This window comes from Terasakiella pusilla DSM 6293 (genome assembly GCF_000688235.1).
Lineage (GTDB): Bacteria > Pseudomonadota > Alphaproteobacteria > Rhodospirillales > Terasakiellaceae > Terasakiella > Terasakiella pusilla.
On the sequence record NZ_JHYO01000019.1, the window covers coordinates 67,198 to 79,307 of the forward strand.

Consider the following 12,110-nt stretch of genomic DNA (forward strand, 5'->3'; position numbering starts at 1 on the left):
TTCGCAAACCTCAAATTTATTAGAATTAAATAATGTTGCGCTGCATAATTTTTTTCATTTCTTGTGCATGAAGGGGTTGCAGGGACTGGTATGACCAAGGCATAAAGGTGGCACTATAAGAAATGCAGAATGTGTGTGTGATCTTTGAAAAGAGAAAGCGCAGGCAGTTTGTCGAACATCCACCCGGGGGGAAACCTAAGATCAATGCAGAGTGCAGTTGGGCATAATTCAGGTTCAAAGGCGTTGTCCGGACGGCTTTTTTCAGTGATGGAAAAATGTACGGGGTGCATGGTGATAGGGGCAGGCAGATTTGCGTACGTTTATTCCGACGTACTGGTGGATGCCTAACATCGAAATCGTATGAAACGGATGACCTCAAAATGAAACGATTTAAACACTGGAGGATTTATGGATAACGGACAACTGATAGGGACGCCGAAAGAGCTTACGAAGGGAGAAGCACGTGTTGCGATGACTCCTGAGTCCGCTACCCAGCTTCAGAAACTCGGATATCGCTGCGCCATTCAATCCGGTGCAGGCCAACTGGCAGGCTTCTCTGACGCTGATTATGAAGCAGCTGGCGTCGAAGTGATCAAAACCGCAAAAGGCCTGTGGGAAACTGCGGACATTGTCGCGAAAGTGCGTGAGCCGGAAAGCCGCGAGCTGAAGTATCTTGCCAAAGGCAAGACGTTGATCTCTTTCTTCAACCCGGCGGGTAACGAAGAAGGTATGGAGGCTGCAAAAGCGTCCGGTGCCAACGTGATTGCGATGGAAATGGTCCCGCGGATTTCGCGCGCGCAAAAAATGGACGCGCTGTCTTCCATGGCGAACATTGCAGGCTACCGCGCTGTTATCGAAGCCGGTAACAATTTTGGTCGTTTCTTTACCGGTCAAATCACCGCTGCGGGTAAAGTACCGCCGGCGAAAGTGATGGTTGTCGGTGCCGGTGTTGCCGGTCTGGCCGCGATCGGTGCGTCTGTGTCCTTGGGGGCGATCACCTATGCATTTGACGTTCGCCCGGAAGTGGCTGAGCAAGTTGAATCTATGGGCGCTGAGTTCGTCTACCTTGATTTTGAAGAAGAACAACAAGACGGGGCTGCGACTGGCGGTTATGCGTCTGTATCTTCCCCAGAATTCCGTGAAGCGCAGTTGGCGAAGTTCCGCGAATTGGCACCGGATGTGGACATTGTTATTACAACGGCTCTGATCCCCAACCGTGAAGCCCCGAAACTGTGGCTTGCAGACATGGTTGCGGCGATGAAAACCGGTTCTGTGATCGTCGATTTGGCGGCAGAGCGCGGCGGTAACGTTGAAGGTACTGTCAAGGACGAGAAAGTCGTGACCGAAAACGGTGTGACGATTATCGGTTACACCGACTTCCCGTCTCGTATGGCGGCGCAGTCTTCGACGCTTTATTCTACGAACATCCGTCACATGATGACTGACCTGACACCGGAAAAAGACGGTCAGGTAAATCATAACATGGAAGATGACGTGATCCGCGGCGCGACCGTGACGTTTGAAGGTGAAATCACTTTCCCGCCACCCCCGCCGAAGATCAAAGCGATTGCTGCGCAAAAGAAGCCGGAAGTCAAAGAACTGACACCGGAAGAAAAACGCGCGAAAGAAGTTGCCGATTTTAAAGCCGCGACCAAACAGCAAATCACTTTGCTGGGTGTGGGCGCTGCGTTGATGTTGGTTGTCGGGGCGTTTGCACCGGCTAGCTTCATGCAGCACTTTATTGTGTTCGTCTTGTCCTGTTTTGTGGGCTTCCAGGTTATCTGGAACGTGTCTCACTCTCTGCATACACCGTTGATGGCGGTGACCAATGCGATCTCCGGGATTGTTATTCTGGGTGCCGTCTTGCAGATCGGGTCTTCAAGCAGTCTGGTTGTGATTATGGCGGCCATTTCCGTCCTTATTGCAACGATTAACATTGTCGGTGGTTTCCTTGTGACCCGACGCATGCTCGCCATGTTCGAGAAGTCCTAAGGAGAAGACGATATAATGACATATGGTATTTTAACTGCTGCATATATTTCAGCATCCGTCTTGTTCATCCTGTCTTTGGGTGGGCTTTCTAATCAGGAAAAAGCAAAACGCGCCGTTTGGTATGGCATCATCGGGATGGGTGTTGCCGTTCTGATGACGGTCTTTACTTACGGTGGGGGTAGCCTTGGTTGGTTGATCCCGACCATTTTGATCGGTTCCGTCATCGGCTGGTATGTTGCTGGTCGTGTTCAAATGACAGAGATGCCGCAACTGGTGGCAGCGCTGCACTCCTTTGTGGGTTTGGCTGCGGTCTTTATTGGCCTGAACGCTGAATTGGAGCTGCAATCCGTCCTCGCGATGGACGAGGCAACCCGTGACGCCCTAACAGGCTTTGCCTTGAAGCTGGCGCAGAAAACCAGCGTGGAAATCTCCATCCTGAAGGTTGAAGTCTTCTTGGGTATCTTCATCGGTGCGGTGACCTTTACAGGGTCAATCGTGGCGTTTGGTAAGCTTGCGGGTAAAATCGACGGTAAGCCGATCAAATTGCCGGGCGGTCACATGTGGAACGCTGTTTCTGCGCTGTCCTGTTTGGTCCTTGGTATCATGTTCTGTAACGATGCCGGCATCTGGACCATGGTTCTGGTGACGATCATTGCAGGCTTTATCGGCTGGCACCTGATCATGGGGATTGGTGGCGCGGATATGCCTGTTGTGGTATCCATGCTGAACTCCTACTCCGGTTGGGCGGCATCTGCCATCGGCTTTACGCTGGGCAATGATCTGTTGATCGTGACCGGTGCGCTTGTGGGCTCCAGTGGCGCGATCCTGTCTTACATCATGTGTAAGGCGATGAACCGTCACTTCGTCTCGGTTATCCTTGGCGGCTTTGGTGGTCAAACCGGTCCGGCGATGGAAGTTGAAGGCGAAATGGTTGCGATCGATGCGGATGGTGTGGTTTCTGCGCTTGAAGAAGCTGACAGCATCATCATCATTCCGGGCTATGGTCTGGCGGTTGCGCAAGCTCAACAGTCTGTGTCTGAACTGACCAAGCGTCTGCGCGCCAAGGGCAAAGAAGTTCGCTTTGCGATCCACCCTGTTGCCGGTCGTTTGCCGGGTCACATGAACGTGTTGTTGGCGGAAGCCAAGGTGCCTTACGACATCGTCTTGGAAATGGACGAGATCAATGACGACTTCCCGAACACGGATGTTGCTATCGTGATCGGGTCCAACGATATCGTGAACCCGGCGGCACAAGATGATCCGAACTCCCCGATTGCCGGGATGCCGGTTCTGGAATGCTGGAAAGCGAAACAGGTGTTTGTCTCTAAACGGGGGCAGGGCACTGGATATTCCGGTATCGAAAACCCACTGTTCTACAAAGAGAACACACGCATGTTCTATGGCGATGCGAAAGCGTCACTGGATACATTGCTACAAAATATTAGCTAATCCAGCCTTGCCTGTTATAGTGAGGGCCGCAGGGGTAACCTGCGGCCTTTTCTTTTGTTTAAACGGGATGAAACCATGAAACTGGATGCCTCCACCGCCCTTGTTGTGATTGATGTTCAAAACGCCATTGATGATGCGCGCTGGGAAGGCAAGAATAATCCCGACTATATCTCGCGCGTGCAGGATCTTTTATCGATCTGGCGCGGACGTGGATGGCCGGTCTTTCACGTAAAGCATAATTCCAAAGACCCCGACTCGCCTTATCATGCGGGTGGGGATGGTAATGACTTTAAAGATCAGGCCGCGCCCCGTCCCGGCGAGATCGTGATTGAGAAAGAAACCAACTGCGCCTTCATTAATACAGGGCTAGGCTCTATGCTGCGTATGGAGGGGGCTGATAAGCTGTTGGTCTGTGGTGTTGTCACCCAGCACTCGGTTGACGCAACAGTGCGTCACGCGGCCTCGCTGGGGTTTGAGACCTATTTGATGAGTGACGCCTGTACAGCTACGCCTGTGACAGATGCAAATGGTGTCTTGCGAGAGGCGGCGGATGTGCAGGCGATGGTGTTGGGGATTTTGGATGGCGAATATTGTCAGGTGATGAGCATGCAGGATATTTTTGCGGCCATCTAAGCTGATAAAACCTGCGGGAAATGAAGTAATAAAAAAGGCGAAGCTGCTGTTAAAAGCGCTTCGCCTTTTTGGGTATATGAGGTGCAATTTGGTATCAGCCAAACCGCAAACGCCCACATCACCACCTTTCAAGTAGTATTTAAGCAGATCATCCAGTAGGCAAGAGAATGATCCGTAGAAAATGTAGTCTGTTAAACACAATCCCTTACACAGGGACAAGGTGTTTAGAAGCCTTCACGCTCCAAGCGCTTACGCTCAAGTTTACGTGCGCGACGAACTGCTTCAGCGTCTTCACGTGCTTTTTTCTCAGATGGCTTTTCAAAGTGACGGCGGAGTTTCATCTCACGGAATACGCCTTCACGCTGCATTTTCTTTTTCAGTGCTTTAAGTGCCTGGTCGACATTATTGTCGCGAACTACTACCTGTACGATGGTCAGGGCCTCCTTCTAAAAAATAAAAACTGGGCCATACGCCCATTCCTTTTCCCTGAAAGGTTGGGAAAGGAGGCTGGGACATACCATATGAATCTGGGGTGATCAAGTGGATTCAGTGTGGCAATGGCCATAAAAAGCCATTATATACCAATTCATGACAATTTTAAAGATAGCCCGCATGGGGCATCCGGTCTTGCGCACACCTGCCAAGCCGGTTGAAAACCCTACGGATCCAGAGATACAGCGCCTGATTTCCGATATGGTGGAAACCATGGAAGATGCCAATGGGGCCGGACTTGCTGCCCCACAGGTGCATGTGCCGTTGCGCCTTGTGATGTTTCATGTCCCCGGAGAACGTAGCGAGGGCGAGTCTGTGCCCTTGACCGTGCTGATCAACCCGGTGATTGAACCGCTAGATGAGGAGATGTCAGAGGGGATCGAAGGCTGTTTGTCTTTACCCGGTATGGCGGGACGCGTTCCGCGTTATCAGAACATCCGCTACAGCGGTCTTGATGCGGCGGGAAACCGGATTGAGCGTGAAGCCAGCGGCTTCCATGCCCGTGTGGTGCAACATGAATGCGATCATCTGGACGGGATTCTCTATCCACAGCGTATGGACGACCTGTCCAGCTTCGGGTATGTTGAAGAAATGCAGAAGGCTTTGAAAGGCTAGAGTGATGCAAGACATCAAAGTAAAAGACGATATCCTGTTGGCGACCCTGCCGAACGTTTTGTTTGACGGTTTGGGCGATGAGGCGATTGCAAACGGTGCCATGGAGGCCGGATACGATGCGTCCATGGCGGTACGCGCCTTTCCAAACGGGGTAGAGGATTTTCTTGCACATTTTGCCGAGTACATAAATCGCCAGATGGCCGCCCGTCTGGCGGAGATTGATCTGTCCGCTATGGGGATCGGTCAACGTCTGGAAGAAGCCATGCGCGTCCGCTTGGAGCTTGAAGCGCCTTATAAAGAAGCGGTGCGTAAGGCCATGTCTTTTTACACGCTGCCTAAACACGCCGCCCAAGGGGTGCAGGTTGTCTGGAAAGCGGTTGATGAAATGTGGTGGTGTTGTGGGGACGAGTCTGTGGACTTTAACTATTACACCAAGCGTGCCTCTTTGGCGGCTGTCTATAGCGCGACGATGGTTTATTGGCTGAATGACGAGTCGGAAGGGGCGGAAGAAACGATCCTGTTTTACCGCCGCCGCCTGATTGATGTCATTAAAGCTGTTAAGGCTCGTAAAGAATTGTTCGGCAAGGTCGAAAGCTTATTTTGTAAGTTGACCGGACATGGCGCAGCCAGTGGTCTGGTTAAGCGATAAATAATAATTATTCTTATCTGTGAGGCATTTCACTGTGTTCTTTGAATATGGTGCCTATTGTGCCGATCATATTCTTATATTCTTTTCGTAAAGTAGTTTTATATGTCTGACAACGTCGTCTCGCCGCGTCAAAGCACCGGCGAATTCGTGGCCTTGATGGCTTTTCTTATGTCATTGGTTGCGTTGGCAATTGATGCCATTTTGCCTGCCTATCATGCAATCGGCAGCAGTTTTAATATTGCTGATCAAAATGAATTGCAGTTGGTCGTTGGTGTGTTGTTTTTAGGGCTGGGGATCGGTCAATTATTCTATGGGCCGGTATCTGACAGCATTGGGCGTAAATCTGCCACCTATATCGGTTTGGCATTGTTTATTTTTGGATCGTTGATTTCTGCCTTTGCCACCTCCTACGACATGTTGTTGGTGGGGCGTTTTATTCAGGGGTTCGGGGTCGCAGGACCGCGCACTCTCACCATCGCTTTTGTGCGTGATCAATACTCTGGCCGGGAAATGGCGCGGATTATGTCGTTTGTCATCAGCGTGTTTATTCTTGTACCCGCGCTGGCACCGACAATTGGCGCGGGTCTGCTGATTTTCTTTTCATGGGAAAGCATCTTTTATTGTTTTGCGGTCCTGTCCGTTTTGATTGGGGGGTGGATTGCCCTTCGTCAACCGGAAACCCTGCATAAAGAATACCGTATTAAATTGGAAGTGACGCCGATCTTGCATGGCGTTAAAGAGGTGTTGACCAATCGGGTGTCCGCCGGATTTATGGTTGTCGGCGGTTTGGCTTTTGCGTGCCTTGTGTCCTACCTGAATGTTTCTAAGCTTCTGTATCTAGACATTTACGGCATTGATGAAATGTTTCCGCTTTATTTTGCCATTCTTGCTTTGGCTGTTGGTGCCTCGTCCGTCGTGAATGGACGTTTTGTCGTCAAAGTCGGCATGCACAAGATGATGGATATGGCGCTTAAGGCGCTCATCGTTACGTCTTCGTTGTTCTTGGTCTATATCTTGCTGAATGACGGTCACTCGCCGTTCTTGTTGTTTATGATTGCGATGACTTTGGTGTTCTTCTTCATGGGGATTTTGTTTGGGAACTCTAACGCCCTTGCGATGGAACCCATGGGGCATATTGCGGGGATTGCCTCTTCCATTATCGGGGCGGGAACGACTTTCGTCTCCATGGGGTTTGGGACCTTGATCGGTCAATTCTATAACCAGACACTTGTGCCGATGGTTGTTGGCTTTGTTGTTCTTTCAATAGCAAGCTTCCTGCTGATGCAGTGGATTGGGCATGACCGACGAAAATCTAACCCATAGGATCAGGTTTGTTTCGCTCAGTGAGGGCTCTTTGGAAGGGGCTCTCATTGATCTGATGAATATGCCTGAGGTTCATCGCTACCTGCCCCTTATGACAGGGCCGTTTACGCAAGCAGATTATAGGGATTTTGTAACCGCCAAACAGGCCATGTGGAATCAGGTCGGTTATGGTCCCCATGCTTTTGTGATTGATGGGCAATTTGCCGGATGGGGTGGATTGCAACCTGAAAATGGTGAGGCTGATTTTGCGCTGGTGCTTCACCCTGATTTTTGGGGCTGGGGCAAGCGATTGTTTAAAGCTGTTGTGGCTCAGGCGGTGCAGGACAATGTCTTTACGTCCTTAACGGTTTTGTTGCCGATTGAGCGCCATAACAAAAACGCTTTGGTGCGGTTTGGTTTTAAAGAAGAAGGTAAAGTCGACATAACCGGCAAGAGTTTTGTCAAATATCGACTTTACCTTTCTTAAATCACGCTTTTTTTATTTGGGCAGTTCGCCCAAGGGATAAACCAGATTGACGTGACCCATTTTACGGCCGCGTCGGGTAGAGGCTTTGCCGTACAGGTGGAGCTTTGCGTTGGGTTCGTTCAGGTAATCCGGCCATTTCTCCACATCAAAACCGATGAGGTTTTTCATCACCAGATCGTTGCGGCGTTCAACCGACCCCAAGGGGAGGCCACAGACCGCACGGACAAACTGTTCAAACTGGTCCGAATAGCAGGCGTCTTGGGTCCAGTGACCGGAGTTGTGCGGGCGCGGTGCCACTTCATTGACAATCAGGCGATCATCCTTGGTGTGGAACATCTCTACAGCCAGCAAGCCGATGATATCCATCTTTTCAGCCAGTGTGACAGCAATGCGCACGGCTTCTTCTACCAGACCATCAGGGATGTGGGCAGGGACGCTTGATGTATCAAGGATACCGTCGACATGGACGTTTTCCGCCGGTTCAAACGCTGTCCATTGACCGCAGGCGCTGCGTGCCACGATGACGGAGATTTCGCGTTGAAACTCAACGAACCCTTCCAGCACGCTGGGGGCGCCCGCCATGCTGTCATAGGCGGTTTCAAGATCCGTTTCCGGACGGATCAGGGCTTGGCCCTTGCCATCGTAGCCCATGCGGGTGGTTTTCAGGATGCTGGGGCGGCCCAGTTCCTCGACGGCGGCCTCAAGGTCAGCAAGGCTGTTGACGGCCTTAAACGGGGCTGTGTCGATGCCACAGTCGTTGATGAAGGTCTTTTCAATCAAGCGATCTTGGGAGATTTGCAAACAGTTCCAGCCCGGACGGACGTCCACATGTTTGGTCAATAGCTGCACGCTTTCATGCGGGATGTTTTCAAATTCAAAGGTCACAACATCAACGGATTTTGCAAATTCGACCAAAGCGTCTTTGTCATCATAAGCCGCGACAGTTGCACGAAAGGCCACCTGTTCCGCGGGGCTATCGGCGTCCGGTCCAAAAACGTGGCAGGCATAGCCAAGACGGGCAGCGGCAAGCGCGGTCATACGACCCAATTGACCGTTGCCGATGATCCCGATGGTGCTGCCCGGTGGCAGTGCTTTAAACTGTGCCATGGTCTTATGCTTCATCTACAGGGATTTCAGCGACACTTGCTGTTTGTGCCTCACGGAAGGCATCGAGCTTGGCTGCAACGCTATCGTCTTGCAGGGCAATGATGCTGGCTGCAAGGATGCCTGCGTTTTTCGCGCCCGCATCGCCGATCGCGAGTGTGCCAACCGGGACGCCACCCGGCATTTGCGCGATGGAATAAAGGCTGTCGATACCGTTTAGCGCACGGCTTTTAACAGGCACACCCAAAACAGGCAGCGGAGTCATGGCAGCGGCCATGCCGGGTAAGTGAGCTGCCCCACCGGCGCCCGCGATAATGACCTTGAGCCCACGGGCTTTGGCGTTTGTCGCGTAATCATAAAGGCGCTGCGGTGTGCGGTGGGCAGAAACGATGCGCTTTTCGTAAGAAACGCCCATTTCATCCAACATATCTGCGGCGAGTTTCATTGTCGGCCAGTCTGATTGACTGCCCATGATGATCCCAACTGAAGGTGCTGCACTGTCCATGTTTTTACCCTGTATCGCTCATGCTAAAAAAGGGGCGTATTATATGAATAAGGGACGTTTGCGCAAGGTTTTTAAGATTTATCAATCATTTCAGTATATTATATTGGTCTGTGCAGATAGTGAAAGATGGTGCGATCATGCCGATCGACGATATAAAACCGAGTGAAGCCGTTAAGCCCTATATGGGCAATAAGGCGGACCCGAAAAAACGCTCCTTTGGGAAAGGGGGCGGGCAGGGACATTATGGCGGATCGGCTAATGCCTCCGTTCAGGGAGGGGGTGAGGCGGTGGACGATGTAACATCGTTTATGAATATCCCGCAGGAAGAACTGACACCTGCGGTCAGTGACGCCATTATATCCTTGATGGAAGAGATCGATCATCTGCGCGAAGAATTGAACCTGACCCATAGTTTCGAGGATAGATTATCCCATAGTCTGGATCGCCATATGGATTTGCCCGTCTTGACCCGTCATGCCTTGGTGCGGGAATTGGCGATCATGGCGGCCCATGTGGGCAAGACGCAGACCCATAGCAGCTTTGCCTATTTTCAGATCGCAAACTTTGCGGCCTTGAAAAAGCAGTACGGCTTGTTGGCGGGGGAAGCCGTCATCCGGGAAACCTCCCAGATTTTAAAAGCCAATCTGCGCGAAACGGACCGGATCGGCACGTTGGGCGGCGATGGCTTTGGGGTCGTTCTGGCTCTCAGTGACGTTGCGCATTCTCAGCAGAAGCTGGAGAACTTAAAGGTCAAAGTCGAACAAGGGCCGATGTTTTATGACGGCTGTGTGCTTGCGGTGCACGTGGCCTATGGCGTGTGCGCGATCCATGCTGATCAGGATGTGAAAGAGATTTTAAAGCAGGCTGATGTGGATTTAAAGGGACGGCTGCTCACGCAATAATATCGGGCAGGACGATATCTTCCAATGCGGAAATCTGGTCCTTTAAGACGAGTTTGCGTTTTTTGAGGCGTTGAAGCTGCAATTGATCAAACGGCGGATTTTCAACCAATCTATTGATGATATCATCCAAGTCCCGGTGTTCCGTTTGCAATGTCGCAAGCTTTACATGTAAATCACGGCTCTCAGGCATTTTTTTTCCGACTTCTTATTGTCATGATAAGTCCCAATCTTCATTATAGCATAAACAACTGACGGAAATATAAAAAAGGATAAGTCATGGCTAAAAAACGCATCGGTATTTTGACCAGTGGTGGGGATTGTGCGGGGCTGAATGCGGCCATTCGCGCCGTCACCCGTCGTGCGATTGACGGGTATGGATGGGAGGTCGTTGGCATTAAAAACGGCACCCTCGGCCTGATCTCGACACCGGTTGATGCGGAGGTCTTGGATAAGCAAACATTTGGCGGCACGTTGTTGCGTCAAGGCGGCACCTTTTTAGGCACGACAAACAAGGGCGATCCGTTTGCTTACCCTATGGCTGATGGCAGCTTAAAAGATCGCTCCCAAGAATTTATCGATGGATTTCGGGAACTTGACCTGGCTGGGCTGATCGGCATTGGCGGGGATGGCTCCATGAAAATCCTAAATAAATTGTGTGAGCTGGGGGAAATCCCGTTTATCGGTATTCCAAAAACCATCGACAATGATGTGGCGGGGACGGAATTTACCATTGGATTTACCACGGCCGTAAATGTGGCGGTGGATGCGTTGGATCGCCTGCATCCAACGGCAGCGAGTCATCATCGCATCATGGTGCTGGAAGTTATGGGCCGTGATGCGGGGCATATCGCATTACATGCCGGGATTGCAGGCGGGGCAGACGTTATTTTGGTGCCGGAAATTAGATATGATATGGCAAAGATTAAAGAGAAAATCCGCCGCGTCTATGAAGATGAAGGTCGCACCCACGCCCTGATCGTTGTCTCTGAAGCGGTAAAGACCAAGGACGGATCATCCATTATGCATGCCAATGAAGATGGTAAAATGAACTATGGCGGGGTGGCGCATGTGATTGGGGATCAAATCTCCAAAGAAACCGGGGCTGATACCCGCGTGACCGTGTTAGGTCATGTGCAACGCGGCGGGACACCTGCCATGCGCGACCGGGTCATCGCATCGGCCTTTGGGGTTAAGGCAGTGGACCTGATGGCGGACGGAAAAAGCAACAGAATGGTGGCTTGGCAAAACCGCGAAGTGGTAGACGTTGCGCTGGAAGAAGTGGTCACGCGTTACAACCATATCGATGTTGCCGGAACCCTTGTGGATACCGCGCGGGGGCTGGGAATTTGCCTAGGGGATTAAGGCATTTTTAAGGCGCATTTTTGCCGCGCTGCACAACATCCTTTTCTGGTCTTTGGGTTAAATTTTAGATACCATAAAACCTTCTTAAAACTGTCACTAGGAGGTTGTCCGCATGAGCGTACAAGATCGTATTGAATCTCTGAAAGTTAAGCACGAACAGCTGGAACATAAAATTTCGGCAGAGGAGCTGAGACCGCAACCTGATGACGACCTGATCCATACATTGAAACGACAGAAGCTAAAGCTGAAAGATGAAATAACGACCTTGTCGGTGAACTAACTTTACAAGGCAGTGAACGCAAAACGCCCCGATGAAGATCGGGGCGTTTCAGATCTCTGACAAACCCCGTCAATTTTGGCGGGGTTTGTTATTTTCTATAAGGTTGTGTTTTTTGTTCTGTTGGACATTTCTTTAAGCAGGTTGCTCCACTGCTTCATTTTCAGGCATATGTGGGCGTTCCAGTGGGTAAATATCGCCATAAAAACCTGAGACGGGCTAAGATGAGGGCGATTTTCTTGATGTTTTGGGCGGTGGCTGCCATCAAGCATTGCTCTTTCACTTTAGTCAGGCCTCTCAGACGGGCATAGCGGTGCCCATGTAGTTGTTTGGCATCAGCA

At 51.0% G+C, this 12,110-nt stretch carries 15 protein-coding genes; 10 read left to right on the forward strand and 5 right to left on the reverse strand.

What is annotated here, in order from left to right; genetic code table 11:
• Positions 1-408 precede the first annotated feature (408 nt).
• The 3 genes from Q397_RS0113570 (at position 409) to Q397_RS0113580 (ending at position 4,074) form a co-directional block, all read left to right on the forward strand.
• Positions 409-1,992 (forward strand): Re/Si-specific NAD(P)(+) transhydrogenase subunit alpha, encoded by a 1,584-nt coding sequence (locus Q397_RS0113570; protein WP_028879880.1) that lies wholly within the window; start codon positions 409-411, stop codon positions 1,990-1,992.
• Positions 1,993-2,007: 15 nt separating this feature from the next.
• Entirely contained in the window at positions 2,008-3,441 is a 1,434-nt protein-coding gene (locus Q397_RS0113575) for an NAD(P)(+) transhydrogenase (Re/Si-specific) subunit beta (RefSeq protein WP_028879881.1), read from the forward strand.
• Between the two features lie 75 nt (positions 3,442-3,516).
• Positions 3,517-4,074, forward strand: coding sequence for a cysteine hydrolase family protein (locus Q397_RS0113580; RefSeq protein ID WP_028879882.1), 558 nt, complete (start codon positions 3,517-3,519; stop codon positions 4,072-4,074).
• Positions 4,075-4,298: 224 nt separating this feature from the next.
• Here Q397_RS0113580 and rpsU read toward each other — a convergent pair whose 3' ends face one another.
• Positions 4,299-4,505 (reverse strand): 30S ribosomal protein S21, encoded by a 207-nt coding sequence (gene rpsU / locus Q397_RS0113585; protein WP_038013959.1) that lies wholly within the window; start codon positions 4,503-4,505, stop codon positions 4,299-4,301.
• 157 nt (positions 4,506-4,662) lie between these two features.
• Here rpsU and def point away from each other — a divergent pair, with 157 nt between their 5' ends.
• The 4 genes from def to Q397_RS0113605 all read left to right on the forward strand — a co-directional run bounded on the left by def (position 4,663) and on the right by Q397_RS0113605 (position 7,619).
• On the forward strand, positions 4,663-5,181 hold the full coding sequence (gene def / locus Q397_RS0113590; protein ID WP_028879884.1) for a peptide deformylase: 519 nt from the start codon (positions 4,663-4,665) through the stop codon (positions 5,179-5,181).
• Positions 5,182-5,185: 4 nt separating this feature from the next.
• A complete protein-coding gene (locus tag Q397_RS22570; protein WP_038013960.1) occupies positions 5,186-5,830 on the forward strand; it encodes a COQ9 family protein in 645 nt (214 codons plus the stop codon).
• 102 nt (positions 5,831-5,932) lie between these two features.
• The gene (locus Q397_RS0113600) at positions 5,933-7,153 is read left to right on the forward strand and encodes a multidrug effflux MFS transporter (RefSeq protein ID WP_028879885.1); all 1,221 of its coding nucleotides are present in this window, start codon (positions 5,933-5,935) and stop codon (positions 7,151-7,153) included.
• Positions 7,128-7,619 (forward strand): GNAT family N-acetyltransferase, encoded by a 492-nt coding sequence (locus tag Q397_RS0113605; protein ID WP_028879886.1) that lies wholly within the window; start codon positions 7,128-7,130, stop codon positions 7,617-7,619. Before Q397_RS0113600 ends, Q397_RS0113605 begins: the two co-directional genes overlap by 26 nt.
• Positions 7,620-7,631: 12 nt before the next feature.
• Here the strand turns inward: Q397_RS0113605 and Q397_RS0113610 are convergent, their stop codons facing one another.
• Both Q397_RS0113610 and purE read right to left on the reverse strand, forming a co-directional pair.
• Complete coding sequence (locus Q397_RS0113610; RefSeq protein WP_038013978.1) at positions 7,632-8,726, reverse strand: 5-(carboxyamino)imidazole ribonucleotide synthase; 1,095 nt, start codon at positions 8,724-8,726, stop codon at positions 7,632-7,634.
• Between the two features lie 4 nt (positions 8,727-8,730).
• Positions 8,731-9,228: a 5-(carboxyamino)imidazole ribonucleotide mutase gene (purE, locus tag Q397_RS0113615; protein WP_028879888.1), complete on the reverse strand. Its 498-nt coding sequence runs from the start codon at positions 9,226-9,228 to the stop codon at positions 8,731-8,733.
• A 137-nt stretch (positions 9,229-9,365) separates the two neighbouring features.
• On the opposite strand from purE, the gene Q397_RS0113620 reads away from it, so the two are divergent.
• Positions 9,366-10,130 carry a GGDEF domain-containing protein gene (locus tag Q397_RS0113620; RefSeq protein ID WP_028879889.1) on the forward strand — a complete coding sequence of 255 codons (765 nt, stop codon included), beginning with the start codon at positions 9,366-9,368 and terminating at the stop codon, positions 10,128-10,130.
• Here the strand turns inward: Q397_RS0113620 and Q397_RS0113625 are convergent.
• A complete protein-coding gene (locus tag Q397_RS0113625; RefSeq protein ID WP_028879890.1) occupies positions 10,120-10,320 on the reverse strand; it encodes a YdcH family protein in 201 nt (66 codons plus the stop codon). The genes Q397_RS0113620 and Q397_RS0113625 overlap by 11 nt on opposite strands.
• 86 nt (positions 10,321-10,406) lie before the next feature.
• On the opposite strand from Q397_RS0113625, the gene Q397_RS0113630 reads away from it, so the two are divergent.
• Positions 10,407-11,492, forward strand: coding sequence for an ATP-dependent 6-phosphofructokinase (locus tag Q397_RS0113630; protein ID WP_028879891.1), 1,086 nt, complete (start codon positions 10,407-10,409; stop codon positions 11,490-11,492).
• A gap of 112 nt (positions 11,493-11,604) precedes the next feature.
• Entirely contained in the window at positions 11,605-11,772 is a 168-nt protein-coding gene (locus Q397_RS24740) for a YdcH family protein (RefSeq protein ID WP_084149064.1), read from the forward strand.
• Between the two features lie 160 nt (positions 11,773-11,932).
• Here the strand turns inward: Q397_RS24740 and Q397_RS24745 are convergent.
• Positions 11,933-12,110, reverse strand: a 178-nt coding sequence (locus Q397_RS24745) for a transposase (RefSeq protein ID WP_205618834.1), incomplete at its 5' end; no start/stop codon positions are given.

Bases quoted from the DNA above. Each gene is read 5' to 3' on its own strand.
- Q397_RS22570 (WP_038013960.1), top strand. From the start codon at position 5,186: ATGCAAGACATCAAAGTAAAAGACGATATCCTGTTGGCGACCCTGCCG.
- Q397_RS0113605 (WP_028879886.1), top strand. From the start codon at position 7,128: ATGACCGACGAAAATCTAACCCATAGGATCAGGTTTGTTTCGCTCAGT.
- purE (WP_028879888.1), bottom strand. From the start codon at position 9,228: ATGGACAGTGCAGCACCTTCAGTTGGGATCATCATGGGCAGTCAATCA.
- Q397_RS0113620 (WP_028879889.1), top strand. From the start codon at position 9,366: ATGCCGATCGACGATATAAAACCGAGTGAAGCCGTTAAGCCCTATATG.
- Q397_RS0113570 (WP_028879880.1), top strand. From the start codon at position 409: ATGGATAACGGACAACTGATAGGGACGCCGAAAGAGCTTACGAAGGGA.
- Q397_RS0113580 (WP_028879882.1), top strand. From the start codon at position 3,517: ATGAAACTGGATGCCTCCACCGCCCTTGTTGTGATTGATGTTCAAAAC.
- def (WP_028879884.1), top strand. From the start codon at position 4,663: ATGACAATTTTAAAGATAGCCCGCATGGGGCATCCGGTCTTGCGCACA.
- Q397_RS0113610 (WP_038013978.1), bottom strand. From the start codon at position 8,726: ATGGCACAGTTTAAAGCACTGCCACCGGGCAGCACCATCGGGATCATC.
- Q397_RS0113630 (WP_028879891.1), top strand. From the start codon at position 10,407: ATGGCTAAAAAACGCATCGGTATTTTGACCAGTGGTGGGGATTGTGCG.
- Q397_RS0113575 (WP_028879881.1), top strand. From the start codon at position 2,008: ATGACATATGGTATTTTAACTGCTGCATATATTTCAGCATCCGTCTTG.
- Q397_RS0113600 (WP_028879885.1), top strand. From the start codon at position 5,933: ATGTCTGACAACGTCGTCTCGCCGCGTCAAAGCACCGGCGAATTCGTG.
- Q397_RS0113625 (WP_028879890.1), bottom strand. From the start codon at position 10,320: ATGCCTGAGAGCCGTGATTTACATGTAAAGCTTGCGACATTGCAAACG.
- Q397_RS24740 (WP_084149064.1), top strand. From the start codon at position 11,605: ATGAGCGTACAAGATCGTATTGAATCTCTGAAAGTTAAGCACGAACAG.